General features: G+C 43.4%; 10 protein-coding genes and 1 pseudogene. 3 read left to right on the top strand and 8 right to left on the bottom strand.

The annotated features are described in order from the left end of the window. Nucleotides 1-250 precede the first annotated feature (250 nt). Nucleotides 251-2014, top strand: coding sequence for a methyl-accepting chemotaxis protein (locus G9G57_RS08520; RefSeq protein WP_019687983.1), 1764 nt, complete (start codon nucleotides 251-253; stop codon nucleotides 2012-2014). Nucleotides 2015-2107: 93 nt separating this feature from the next. Here the strand turns inward: G9G57_RS08520 and G9G57_RS08515 are convergent, their stop codons facing one another. From G9G57_RS08515 to G9G57_RS08485, 7 genes and pseudogenes are all read right to left on the bottom strand, one after another. After that, nucleotides 2108-3160 carry a glycoside hydrolase family 53 protein gene (locus G9G57_RS08515; protein ID WP_016822413.1) on the bottom strand — a complete coding sequence of 351 codons (1053 nt, stop codon included), beginning with the start codon at nucleotides 3158-3160 and terminating at the stop codon, nucleotides 2108-2110. Between the two features lie 98 nt (nucleotides 3161-3258). After that, the gene (locus G9G57_RS08510; RefSeq protein WP_274597697.1) at nucleotides 3259-5346 is read right to left on the bottom strand and encodes a beta-galactosidase; all 2088 of its coding nucleotides are present in this window, start codon (nucleotides 5344-5346) and stop codon (nucleotides 3259-3261) included. Between the two features lie 28 nt (nucleotides 5347-5374). Continuing rightward, the gene (locus tag G9G57_RS08505) at nucleotides 5375-6253 is read right to left on the bottom strand and encodes a carbohydrate ABC transporter permease (RefSeq protein ID WP_016822415.1); all 879 of its coding nucleotides are present in this window, start codon (nucleotides 6251-6253) and stop codon (nucleotides 5375-5377) included. 27 nt (nucleotides 6254-6280) lie between these two features. Then, a complete protein-coding gene (locus G9G57_RS08500; protein ID WP_016822416.1) occupies nucleotides 6281-7171 on the bottom strand; it encodes an ABC transporter permease in 891 nt (296 codons plus the stop codon). A gap of 189 nt (nucleotides 7172-7360) precedes the next feature. Then, nucleotides 7361-9043, bottom strand: coding sequence for an extracellular solute-binding protein (locus G9G57_RS08495; RefSeq protein ID WP_025365230.1), 1683 nt, complete (start codon nucleotides 9041-9043; stop codon nucleotides 7361-7363). A 120-nt stretch (nucleotides 9044-9163) separates the two neighbouring features. Then, nucleotides 9164-10789 carry a response regulator transcription factor gene (locus G9G57_RS08490; protein ID WP_039276118.1) on the bottom strand — a complete coding sequence of 542 codons (1626 nt, stop codon included), beginning with the start codon at nucleotides 10787-10789 and terminating at the stop codon, nucleotides 9164-9166. Then, a pseudogene (locus tag G9G57_RS08485) lies at nucleotides 10764-12585 on the bottom strand (sensor histidine kinase). The gene G9G57_RS08490 and the pseudogene G9G57_RS08485 overlap by 26 nt, the downstream one beginning before the upstream one ends. 114 nt (nucleotides 12586-12699) lie before the next feature. On the opposite strand from G9G57_RS08485, the gene G9G57_RS08480 reads away from it, so the two are divergent. Further along, complete coding sequence (locus G9G57_RS08480; RefSeq protein WP_016822419.1) at nucleotides 12700-12876, top strand: hypothetical protein; 177 nt, start codon at nucleotides 12700-12702, stop codon at nucleotides 12874-12876. Here G9G57_RS08480 and G9G57_RS08475 read toward each other — a convergent pair. Continuing rightward, nucleotides 12869-13306 (bottom strand): NucA/NucB deoxyribonuclease domain-containing protein, encoded by a 438-nt coding sequence (locus G9G57_RS08475; RefSeq protein ID WP_102999176.1) that lies wholly within the window; start codon nucleotides 13304-13306, stop codon nucleotides 12869-12871. The genes G9G57_RS08480 and G9G57_RS08475 overlap by 8 nt on opposite strands. A gap of 141 nt (nucleotides 13307-13447) precedes the next feature. On the opposite strand from G9G57_RS08475, the gene G9G57_RS08470 reads away from it, so the two are divergent. Next, on the top strand, nucleotides 13448-13642 hold the full coding sequence (locus G9G57_RS08470; protein WP_016822421.1) for a hypothetical protein: 195 nt from the start codon (nucleotides 13448-13450) through the stop codon (nucleotides 13640-13642). Nucleotides 13643-13701: the final 59 nt, after the last annotated feature.

Here is a 13701-nt window from a genome sequence, read left to right as displayed (position 1 = left end):
TCTTATTTTTTAAATATTGTTCAAACAATAAAGTAATTTAGTTGTATTTGAGTTGAAACCAGCTATCCTGTCTTGCTAGCAAGCGGCGACCTACATTTATTGCATGTGGGTTGCCGCTTTTGTTTTTAGTGAAACCAGTAAGTATATCCCAATTGTAATAATTCGCTAACATTTATAAAGGAAATTGACGAAATATATAAGGGATAGCTGTACTGTAGCATTAAATTAAAATTTAAAGGAGAAGAAACTTGTGAAAAACTTGAAGTGGAGCACTATGTCCTTTTTTGGTAAAAATCTATTAATATCTTTTCTTAACATCGTATTAATAGGTGCTATTCTTATCACATCTAGCTATATACTTCAAAAGAACATTCTCACCACGCAGCTGCAAGATCAGGTTAAAGTGCTGACCAAAAAATGGGCAGAAGATGTTGACAAAACAAAAGTACAACAAGCATTAAGCGAAAAAGATTATAACGGTTCTGTTCAACAGGAATTACGTAAATTTCTAGATTCTATTCACACATTTTATCCTAATGTCGCCCAAGCTTACATATTTGGGACAGAACTAAAAGAAGGAAATCAAACCTCCATTATTGGCGTTCCCACTAATTTGGTTCAAGCTTTCCAAGACTCGAAGATGAACATTGGGGATATGTACACTCTGCCTGACGAAAATGCAGAAGCCGTAAATAAAGTACTTCAATCCAATGAATCAGCATTGAGCAGCTTTTATACGGACGAATATGGCACATGGACTACGATTGTTTACCCGATTACAGATGCAAGTGGTAAAGTCACAAGTGCAATTTACTTTGACGTAGATGCGAGCTCTGTACCTACGGGTCTTCATAAGCTGCTTGTATATGGTGTTTCACTGCTCATTCTGTTTCTTGCTATCTTCTTGACGATTCAATACTTGCTGGTAAAACGCACGCTCTCCCCAATTCGTTCCTTGATGAAGGGAATTGAAGAAGTCAGCGAGGGTAATCTGAATGTAAAAATTAAGACAGGACTAGACGACCTTGGTATTATTAATCAAAAATTTAATTCTATGATCAAGCGCCTTAACGATACAATGGTGAAAGTACAGGATACGACGCAAGAAGTAACGGGATCAGCCCAGGAATTGTTAAGCATCAGCGAGAAAAACAGTACGAATACAAACGTCATTAACAGCAATATCCGGGAAATAACCCAGGGGCTTGAGGCTCAGGATCACGCAGCACTTGAAAGCTCCAGGGCTATGAATGAAATGTCTACAGTGATCCAAACCATCGCTGAAAGCTCCTCTTCTGTTGCGGATCAAGCTTATTCCATGGAAAAGCGCTCCGTTGAAGGCAATCAGGTAGCTCAAAAGCTATCCACTCAGATGGACTCTATCTCCACTACAATGGAAAGTACAGTTGATTCCGTTAATGCATTGCAGAACCGTTCTAACGAAATCAGTAATATTGTAAGCATCATTACCGGTATTGCCAGCCAAACGAATCTGCTTGCCCTCAACGCTTCGATTGAAGCTGCCAGAGTCGGCGAAGAAGGCAAAGGTTTTGCAGTAGTAGCTGGAGAAGTGCGTAATTTGGCTGAACAGTCTCAAGAATCCGCCAAACAAATTGCAGAGCTTATTGAAGAAATTCAAAAAGAGATTGAACAAACTGTAAAAGGCATTAGCCTGGGTACAAAAGAAGTTCACGTCGGACTGGAAGTTACGAAGCAGACAGGCGAAATGTTCTCTGAAATTTTAGAAGCGTCCAACAAAGTGTCGTCACAAATCCAGGAGGTATCCAGTGCAACTGAGCAAATCTCGGCCAGCACGCAGGAAATGTCAGCTACCTCGGACGAGTTGTCTTCCACAGTTAGCAAAACAGTCAACAGCAGCAAACAAATTGAACAAACCATTGGGGAACAGACAGAGTCTATGGCTTCGATTGTCCAAGCTTCGGACAAGCTTACATTGATGTCCGGGGAGCTGGAAGAGCTTATTTCATTCTTCAAGGTAAACCGGGAAGTCTAAACATTATAACTACCCAATCATCATAAAACAAAGAACCTCTAATCTGCATAGAATGCGCATTAGAGGTTCTTTGATATGCTCTTACATCGTTCTTTAGTTTAAAAAGCCTTCCAACGCTGAGGTTGGCTTACCGTCAGCCTGCCAAGCACCTTTGTTATAGCCTTGATTATAACCTGGGGTTGCAGCTGGCTCCCAATAAAATACGCCCACGCCTTTACCGCCTCCGATACTCCGCACCTTCGTTTTGATTGCGGAAATAAATGCCTTGGAAGCAGCAGGTTCATTATATTCCATCCCGATTTCACTGATAACAATGCCTTTACCATATTTCGCAATGAGGCTATTGGCATTGGTAATCGTCTGATCCACCTTACCCTGCCAGTCAGAGGAAGACGGATATAGAGACAGTCCAATAAGGTCAAACTGAGCTCCATTATCAATCAGTCCACCAATGTTCCAGTTTAAAACGGAACTGTTATCCCCGTTAGCTAAATGTACGATCGTCTTGGTGCTGCTGCTTACGGATTTAACAGCGTTATTCCCTGTATTGACGAGCCACGCATAGTTTTTCATATTCACTGAGGCTTTGCCGTCATCCCAGAGCATGCCATTGTTCGTTTCATTGCCGATTTGCACCCAATCCGGTGTCACACCCTTGCTCTTCATCGTGTTCATAACATAGACGGTATGGGACCAGACCGCATCCATAAGTTGTGTAAATGTAAAATTGCGCCATGCGTAAGGCTTATTCTGCTGTCCTGGGTCAGCCCATGAATCGCTATAATGCAGGGTCAGCATAACGCTCATGCCTAACTTTTGAGCTCGCTGCGCAAGTTCTGCTGCCTTCTCGGCATTCATGTATCCGCTTGCATAATCCTTCATGTCAGGATTTACCCACACTCGAATACGAACCGAATTGATCTGATAATCGTCCCGTAAAATTTGCAGCACATCCCGGCGAACCCCTTTTTTATCCTTCCAGGTCATACCTTGGGCTTCCATCCCTGCGACCCAGCTTATATCTGCTCCTTTGGCGAAAGCAGGGGCGGCCGAAGCCGCACCCACTCCCACAGAGCCCAATGGGTACAAAAAGCTGGATAACAAGATCAACATCGCAAATACCATAGTACGTTTACCTGTTTTCATAAGTCATCCCCTATCTAAATTGTATACTCACATTGCCTCTGGCCAATCCACCTGCTCCCTCACTCGGGAATCAGCGGCGATCACATGTATAACGTGTTCTAATTATTGCGCTCTGTCTTTAGAACCTTAACAGCATAGGCACCCATTTGAACGCTGCTGTCTGCTATCACATGATTTTCAAGCATATCCGTATAAGTTCTTCCATCCAGTGTAATCTCTTGCGGCTCATGCGTAAAATTCATTACAAAAATATAATCATGAACTCCATCGGTACGAATCGCTGTGTTCACTCCATGTGGCAACTGCACATCGAGTGCTTTACTGAGACCTGCCTCATCAATTAAACTCTTGTAAAAATGACTATGGAATAGTCCGGTGTTGCGTGATGCGATGTAATAAGCTTTTCCCTGTCCCAAACGGTTCACCGTCAAAGCTGGACGTCCTGCATAAAAGTCTGCCCCGTACTTAGCCAGTACCTCTGCACCCTCCGTATGAATGAGATCACACAATTCAACAGCTTCATATTCCCCTTGTAGATCCAGCTCATTGCCTTCAATCGGTATAATGTAGTTACGATCGTGATCATGTAATCCATCAATTTCTTCCGACCAGATGCCCAGCGTTTTACGAAGCGGCCCTGGAAAGCCTCCAAGGAAACACAAATCATGTTCATCCACAATGCCAGACCAATAGGTTGCTACGAAAATGCCGCCATTTTCGACAAACCTCTGTATGCGCTCCCCTACACCGCTGCGGACCATATACAACATCGGAGCGACCAAAAGTTTATATTTGGAGAAATCTGCATCCATATGAATGACATCTACCGGCACTCCCTGCTCCCACAATGCCAAATAATGTGCTTCAGCTGTCTCCTCATATTTCACGCCTTTGTTCCGCGGTCCCTGTGAATCGTTGATTCCCCAACGGTTCTCCCAGTCAAAAATGACTGCGGCCTCAGCCGGTACGGATGTACCAATCACCTCCTCCAGTTTTTCCAGCGCATGACCGACATCTGTCACATCCCCGAATACCCGAGTATGCTCATGACCAACATGATCGACGACCGCACCATGCAGCTTTTCACTCGAACCGCGACTTTTCCGCCATTGAAAATATTGAACAGTGTCTGAACCGTGCGCCACAGCCTGTAAAGATGATAGCAGATGCATGCCCGGTCGCTTTAGCTTGCTAACGTCTTGCCAGTTTGTCAAACTTGGCGTACTTTCCATGAGCATCCAAGGCTTCCCACCTTTAATGGAGCGAATAATATCGTGCATCATTGCCACTCTTGCAGCCTGCCGGCTATCATCTCCTTCACGGTCATGCCAGGTCGGATAACTATCCCAGGATACAACATCGAGCAGATCAGCAAACTTCCAGTAATTCAATCCTTCGAAAAACTCCATTAAATTGGTTGTGACTGGAATGTCCGGATTTGCAGCCTTAAGCGGCACAATCTCATGCTTGATAAAATCTGCGGTCTGTTCGGTTACAAATCGTCTCCAGTCCAAATTCATGGCATGAACCTGCGTTTCACCATGAGGTGCTGGAGATTCGACTTGGCTCCAATCTGTAACTGTATGACTCCAAAATGTTGTCCACCATGAATGATTAAGCTGATCCAGCGTACCATATTTATCCTGCACCCAAGTGCGAAAAGCCTCCTGACAATAATCACAGTGACAGTCTCCACCAAATTCATTGGAAATGTGCCAGCCAATAACAGCAGGATGATTAGCATATCGCTCAGCCAGCTTCGTATTCATGATACGTACTTTTTCCCGGTATACAGGCGACGTATAACAGTGGTTATGTCGAAACCCGTGCAAGTTACGGACACGGTTAACCCCTACACGCAGCACCTCGGGATATTTTTGCGACATCCAGGCTGGTCTTGCTCCGCTCGGAGTGGCCAAAAACGCATAGATTCCGTTCTCAGCAAACGAATCCAGAATACGATCCAGCCATTCAAACGTAAATACACCTTCCTCAGGCTCCAAGGATACCCATGAGAAAATGCCGACAGACATTACGTTGCATTTGGCTAGTTTCATCAAGCGGATATCCTCCGCTAACACCTCGGGATATTGCTGCCATTGCTCCGGGTTATAGTCTGCTCCATGCAGCATACGCGGAACTCGCTCACTAATGGGAGGGTACTTGGTTATGTTTGGATATGTCACTGTAAATCATCTCCTTGTATTAGTTCTGTTACTCTTTGACGGAACCTAACGTCATACCTTTAACAAAATACTTTTGTAAAAATGGATATACAATAAGAATAGGCGCTGCACCAATGAAAATTTGTGCTGCATTAACCGTCGTCTGAGACAGTAATTCCATCTCTTTGGGACTCATGCTCATGGAGCTCATATCCTTCTGTATAATTACAGTTTGCAGGAACGTCGCCAGCGGATAATCCTTTGCATTGCTCAAATAGAGCAGACCATCAAACCATGAGTTCCAATGAAATACCATACTGAACAGCGCAATCGTCGCAATGGAAGGCATGGATATCGGTAAGAAAATACTAAACAATGTCCGAAAATGCCCTGCTCCGTCGATCAATGCCGCCTCTTCCATCTCTTTGGGGATACCTCTGAAAAAGTTCAGCATAAGAATGACCAGAAATGTATTGACCGCTCCTGGCAATACAAGTACCCAGAAGCTGTCCATAAGATGAATCTTTTGAATAACCATATAAAATGGAACCAGACCACCGTTAAAAATCATACTAAATACAAACAGCCATGAATAAATGTTGCGACTACGGAACACCGTGGTTTCCTTCGAAAGCGGATAAGCAGCTAAAAAGGTAATCAGCAGCGTCAAGCCGGTTCCCAAGACAGTTCGGCAGACGGAAATCCAGATGGAGTGCAGAAAAATTGGGTTATTCATCGTCTTCTTATAGGCTTCTAAAGAAAATTGCACTGGCCACAGTCCAACCAGATTGGCATCTGCTGCTGATTTAGCACTAAACGATACCGCCAACACATGGATCAGTGGAACGATACACATGATAGACAATATCACAAGCAAGCAAATGTTGAACACATTAAAAATGCGGTATGGCGTTGTTTTATGATACATGACTCTCCCTCTTTCAGCCTCGTGGAATCAGAATATGCGGTAACCTGCCCATTTGTAAGCAAGCCGATAAGATATCAGAATGAGAATCATACTGATAACGGATTTGAACAATCCAATGGCGGTAGCAAAGCCCATCTCCCCATTGATCAATGCTGTCCGGTAGACGAATGTGTCAATAATATCGCCTTTTTGGTATACCAGCGGATTATAAAGGTTGAAAATCTGGTCAAAACCAGCATTCAGAACATTACCAAGGGCAAGCGTCCCAACAACGACCACCATCGGAATCAATGATGGTACAGTAATGTGCAGCGTCTGTCTCCATCGGCTCGCTCCATCCATTTCAGAAGCCTCATACAACGAAGGATTGATACCCGCCAGTGCAGCGAGGAATACGATGGTATTGTAGCCAAACTCTTTCCATATGTCCGATACAATGACGGTAAAACGAAACCAGTTGTTATCTCCCAGAAAGAAGATAGGCTGGATTCCTATACTTCCAAGAATCCGGTTCATAAATCCGTCAGTAGCCAACAGATCAATCAGAATGCCACCCAAGATTACCCAGGACAGAAAGTGTGGCAGATACACCAATGTCTGAATGGAGCGCTGAAGTCCGACCTTGCGAATTTCATTCAGCAGGATAGCAAAAACAAACGGAACCAGCAGATTGAAAAACATCTTTAACACAGCAATAATCAGCGTATTCCATACGACCTGAAGACTGTCCTCCCGTTGGAACAAAAAGCGGAAATTATCCAGTCCAACCCATTCAGAACCAGTTATGCCTAGCCAAGGTTTGTAATTTTGAAAGGCCATCACGATGCCGCCCATTGGAATGTAGCTGAATACAATTAAGAAAATGATGGCTGGCAGCAGCATGATATGAAATGGCCACGTACGTTGCAGACTTCTCATTGCAGTTCCTCCTGTAATTCTCATGGTATACCTCAATTATAAAAGCGTTTTCGCAGTCCCAACAGTTCAAAAAACCAACATACATGGCACAAAAGCAATCATTTTTATTTAATCCATATGAAGCTGAAGTAAAAAGGCTGTCCACCTTGGGACAGCCTTTTTCAATCTGTTTTACACCATCGACAACTTTTACTTTTCGACGCTCTTATACCATTCGTTTACTTCCTTTGTAATTTGTTCGCCACCAGCGGCTTTCCACGTCTGTACAAAGGTATCAAAAGCGGAAATCGGCTGTTTGCCATAAATAATTTCATTGAACGTCTGGCTTTCAATCTTATCGAGATAATCCTTTTTAGCCTTCATCGTTGGCGTGGTTGGTCCTGTAAACTGATCTTTCATAGAGATATCCTTTTGTTCCATAAGCACTTTGGCCGCTGCGGGAGTGTCTTTCCCGTAATTCACCATTACATCTTTCTCCAGTCTGGTTTTCGGTTCTGCACCGTCAGCCAAGCTTAACAAAGCCTTCATTTGGGCATCAGGGATACGTGCACCATCACGAACCAGCAAATAACGAATAGAGTTTACATAACCACCCGGTATTTTATCAATAGACACCAGCTTTCCATTGGCATCTAAATCATAATCGTAGCCCTTAAACAGCCCATTCGACAAATCACCGTCCGGTTTGGCATTTGCATAATGATCAAACAAGTAATTTTGATATGTGAAGAAGGCTTCAGGATGCTGCATTTGTTTGTTGATGAGTACGACACCATTGGTGTACTGCGTTCCATGGCGCATAGCTTTGTTGTCAGGTCCGGCTGGAATCTTGATCGGCTTCCATACAGCACTCGGCGCATTTTTAACCGTATCTTGAAGCGGCCATCCGCTCATCCAATATGGCCCAGGAATCATCCCGGCTGTCCCTGCAACTGTAGGTTCTGTCGTTTTATTTTCATCCCATAATGCTGCTTCCTGAGGGATATATCCTTTTTTGAGCCACTCGCTCAGTTTTTGCAGACCCGGCTTCATGCCAGGCTGGACAGAGCCATATTCCAAGCTGCCGTTTGCACCTTTGTTCCACTGCTGGGGTAGTGTGCCATAAGCCCCGAAAATCCAGGATGGGTCACCCATCCAAGTGTTCATGGATGTTTTGAAACCGATGCTGAGCGGGGTCACTTTGTCCGGAGCCAATCCGTCCGGATTTTTATTTTTAAAGGCATCCATCACTTTTTCTAGATCTTCCATCGTCTCAGGAGCCTTCATCCCCAACTTATCCAACCAATCTTGTCGTACCCACAATACATAATCATGGTTATAGGCGAAATCAAGCACAGGGATACCCATTTTTTTACCATCCCGGCTATACTGATTCCATACGTTCGTGTCCTGACTCATGGCCTGCTTCCAAGAATCCGAAGCATATTTATCAAACAACGGGCCAACTTCAGCGAACATACCGGAATCGATCATATCCTGGGCCAGCTGCTCATTCTCCGTCCCCAGTACAACGACATCAGGCATCTCCTGACCGGAGGACATCGCTAACCGCAGCTTGGTAGCAAACGCACCGTTGGTATCCGTGACAGACCAGAGTGATTTTATATTAATACCAAATTTCTCTTTGGCCCATTTCGTCGCAACGTTATTTTCGATAGATTCGCCATTTTTAAATTTTAAGGCGGGATCTACACCCCATACCGTGGATATTGTAACTTCTGGGTTGTATTTTTCTTTGTATACGTTTTCAGTTTTAGCTGTGCTGTCCGCATTCCCATCATTTCCTGCACCTGAGCAGCCCACAAGGCCAACCCCTAATACCATAGTTGCGGCGAGCAACGACAATAGCTTTTTCTTCGAATGAACTCGCATCTTGTTCCCCCTCTAAAAATCATTTTCTACTCTTTTATTATAAGAGGGCTTTTCTTAGCAGCCTATGTCACAAAATAAATATTTCTGCACCTTTCCCAACTGATCTTTACTCATTCGTCTTTACTGGTCCCGAAATTCATGCGGAGTCATTCCATAATGTTTTTTGAACATCTTGCTGAAATATTGGGGATTCTGATAACCGAGTTCAGTTGTTATTTCATATATTTTTTTGTTGGAATATTTGAGCAAATAAAGAGCCCGTTCCATTCTCATTCGGATAATATAATCTCCCAGGCCTTCCCCAGTTTCGGCTTTATAGATTTTGGACAAATAGACGGGATGAAGATAGACCTGATCGGCAATCGTCTTAACAGACAGCTCCTGTCCTTTATCTTGAGCGATCAACTCCTGAACCTGCTTGACCACATAGCTTTTGGCGCTTTGCTCGCTTGCGGACCACTCGGCTTTAAGCTTGTTCATCATGGAAAATATCCACTCTTTGAGGTGGGGAAACGAATGAACCAATTTCTGCGCATGTAACGGATCGAAGCCTACCTGGTCCATTTGTGTAATGAAGCGTCCTTGTTTGTGAGCTGTATACATAAAGGCGCTCGTTACCGAAATAAACAGTTCATACAAATGCTCGCGTGTATAACCTGCCTCTTCCATTTTGCCAAATACACGGCTTACTTTTGCTTCGGCCTCTTCCCATTGCCTGGACTCTAGCAGATGAGTAAGCGTAGGGTGCGTATAAAGCCCTTCCAGCGACTTCACTGAGCTATGTGACTGTTCTGTCTGCTCTTCTATGAATAGCAGTGGATTCGTTTCCTCCTGTTGGTTCCAATATAAGGATCTGATTGCTGTCTGATATAGCTTAGGCAGCTCATCCGGGAAATGAAACCAATTCGTTAATGTGACGTAAATTTCACCTTTCAAGTAATTGCTCACATTTTTTCGAAAGGTCTCAATCGCTGCACGCAAAAAATGATTCTGTTCATCCACAGTCCTTTCAGCAAATAAATCCCAATTCCCTTCAATTAACACGATTAGGCAATCATGTGGCGCTTTGCAATGCCAAACATGAAAATCAGGAGCAAACACTTCTTCTGCAATATTTCCAATCGCATACTCAATTAAGGACACTGAGTGATAATCCATATCAGAAAAATGCTTGCCCAACTGAATAAGCAGCATACTGGCAGGATGTTCTGTACGTAGCTTGATTTCATATTCGGACATTTTGTCCGTTATTTTCTGTACAGTCAAATCACGCCCGAGTAACAAATCGTGCATCAAATGAGTGCGCAGCACACCGAAATCGTTCCTGCGACTGTATTGTAATTGATGAACCTTGTCGAATGCTTCCCATTCTTCCTTTAGCGAATCCATAGCAGCTGACACACATTTGATAAACTCATCATCATCTACCGGCTTTAATATGTAATCAAAAGCCTTAAGCTGGAGCGCTTTTTTAGCGTATTCAAAATCAGCATAGCCTGTCAGTAATAAACTTCGGATGTGCGGCCAACGTTCGTTTACTTCAACAATCAGCTCTAATCCCGTCATGCCAGGCATACGAATGTCCGTAACCAGAATATCAATATCATGCGCTTCCAGCACATCTACTGCTGCCAAGGCTGAAGCTGCTTGATGTACCCTCTCAATTCCCAATGACTCCCACGGTATGGTAGCCGCCAGGCTTTCAGTAACATAACTCTCATCATCGACTAGTAATATCTGAACCATCAGTATCCTCCAATTTAACTATTTCTTGAATTTGATGAAGAATGGATCAACCTGTCTTCCTGCCCTTCTTCAATTGACAGTGGCCATTTTAAAATCACTCTTAATCCTCCCAACGGAGACAACGAGAATTCCAGCCCGGCGTTTTCACCAAAATGTAATCGCATTCGTTGATGCACATTCCATAAACCATAGCCACTTTTCTCCTCTACAGGCTTCTCAAGTGCTAAAGTGAGGGATGTTATATCCTCTTCACTCAAACCGAGTCCGTTATCGTCTACAATCAAGTACATGGATGAGCCGATGCACTCAGTCATAATACGGATGATCCCCTCCTCCGCCTGAGGTTCTATTCCGTGCAGCACTGCATTTTCCACCAGGGGTTGCAATACAAGCGGTGGAACCAGCAGACTATGAGCCTGTGAAGAAATGTCAATAGTGAACGTTAACCGTGGCATACGCATCTGCTGAATTTTCAAATAATATTGCACAAACTCGACTTCATCCGATAAAGGAACCAAATCTCTTTCCTGTCTTGTCGTATAGCGATAATATTTGGACAAATTATGAGCCATAGCCACGACCGCCTCATGATTGCGCAGCTTTGCCATACTCGTAATAAAGGAAAAACAATTATAAAAAAAATGGGGATTGATTTGAGACTGGAGCTGCTTTAGACGAGCTTCCTTTACATGCAGCTTCTCAACGTAAACCTTCTCAAACAGCTCTTGAATCTGTTCGACCATCAGGTTGAATTGACGTGACAGAAATGCAAATTCATGACTACCCTTAGGACTCAAACGAACAGCATAGTCTCCATCCTTTAATCTCCGAAACGCCCGCACAAGCTGGAGAATCGGAACTTGTACCTGTGAGTGAAGAAGATAAGCACCAATGATCCCCACCAGTAGCGAGCCAACAACGGTTATATAAAATAGTCGGTTAGATGAATAAATCGGAGACATCATATCGGACAAGGGCATGTAGTCAATCAAATACCAACCTGTTGTTTGCGAAAGAACGGCGTGAACAAGGTAACTCTCTTCTCCAATTTTCACGGTCAAATTATCAACTTCATGTAATCCCAATTTCTCCAGTTTCGCAATCAGCTGGCTTGACAATTCTTCGTTTGCAGAGCGATTGTAAATCACGCCTACACCTTTTTTATAATAAAAAGGCTCCTTTCGTCCGTCGCCTTTAAAGCGGTCAAGCATGTCCTGAATGTTGCTGCTATCGAATTCCACTTTAATAATCGTGTTAGCGGTTTCTGGATTGGCTAGTGAGGAAAACGGGGATAAGGTATACAATGAAAATATAAATTGATCCTTACCGTACACTCTTTTTTTAGATACCTGCCAGCCGTTTGTAATCGATTGGCTTAATTTCTTCTGATCATAATAACTGGCTCCATTCTCCGATACAACTCGTCCAAGCGAAGGAGAATATATACTCAGCCCTGTTCTCCAGTTCGAAGAGCTTTCCTGAAGCCCAAGCTTGGTTTGAATCCGCTTGACAAGGTTAATTCCATCCAGGTTGAGAGTCTTATCCTTTAAAAAAATTGCTTGGAAACTGGCTACATCAGGATCATGAATCAGCAGATGCGGCCAGGAGGAAATCATTTCAATATTCGTATTCACCTGGTTTTGAAAAAAAGTCAGCTGGTTATAATTGGATTGATTCAGTTCTTCACGTAATACGCCTGTCGTTGTCTGATTAGAGTAGACATACAGAAGCAGCACAGGTATCAGCAATACGATAACGATGGAAACGATTTTAGTATAAAAATTAAATTTAAACATGAGTTTTACACATCCTCTGCACAAAAAACAGGCATACTTAAAAGGTATGCCAGAGCCCTGACCTTCGTTGCCGCCACTACATACTATACATTATTAAGGGTTGGCGGTGATAATATGTTTGACGCTAAGCAAATGGAATGGTTAGATCAACTATCTGCTGAAGACCTGGCCATATTAGGTGCCGGCTTCAATACACTAGGTGATTTTTTTGATTTTTTGGCGCTGATTAAAGCCAAACAGGAAACATCTAAGGAGCTAAAAGGTAAAAACACTAAATCAAAAACTATTTAATAACGAATTTTACACGAGTCCCATCCTCGTACTGATCTAGCTGGTGACTGACCCATGATCCTGCCCCACGATTATCCTTAGGAGCTATGTATTTGATATTTGCACCCTTGCCCCCTTCTGAGCACATAGCCATCGGCCATTCATCACGATCAAACCCTTTACGAGTAGGAACACCCGCAAGTGAATGCTTACGATTTTGCTCGGCTCCTTCCCGGTCAATTGTGCATACTGGTGATTTTCCCGCTTGAATGGCTTCCTTAATATGCTGCGCCGTTTCAGGATAACGACCTGACGGAAATTGCAGCGTTACCTGAGCTGATGAAGGCGGGTTCTCTCCTGTTATTTTCGTAAAAAGATTGTCTCCTTCAAACCAGTACGCTCCCACAGCTAGCAACACTAAGGCTATAAAACTTAGCAACTTTTTCTTCAATTTCCCTCTTCCTTTCAAGCTATTCCAGTAAATGACCTTCAGCTAAGGTAATCCCCAGATTTTATTTTTTGTAACCCCTTACCGACTATAAAAAAAGGTTAAATATCCGACGACAAATAGTATAGAGAGGAGGTTGTACGAATGAACGATGAGATCAAACTGGCCGTGAGCCAAATGCAAGCTGTTGTAATCCGGTTACTGAATGGAAATACCGTAATTGGCTGGCCTAAGCTCCTATCTGACCAAGAAACTCAGCAATTCAAGCTCTACGATGATGAACACGTATATACGATTTCCGTTAATGACGTGGATACAGTCGCAAGAGTTATTGTATAAGATACAGAGAACGACTTAATGAGTCATCCAGCGGACAAGCCCAAACAAGGCGCACCACA

The organism is Paenibacillus sp. EKM211P (assembly GCF_011066175.1).
In the GTDB taxonomy this organism is placed as follows: Bacteria; Bacillota; Bacilli; order Paenibacillales; family Paenibacillaceae; genus Paenibacillus; species Paenibacillus polymyxa.
Note: the sequence above shows the minus strand (reverse complement) of the source record. Positions and strands in the feature narration are given on the sequence as shown.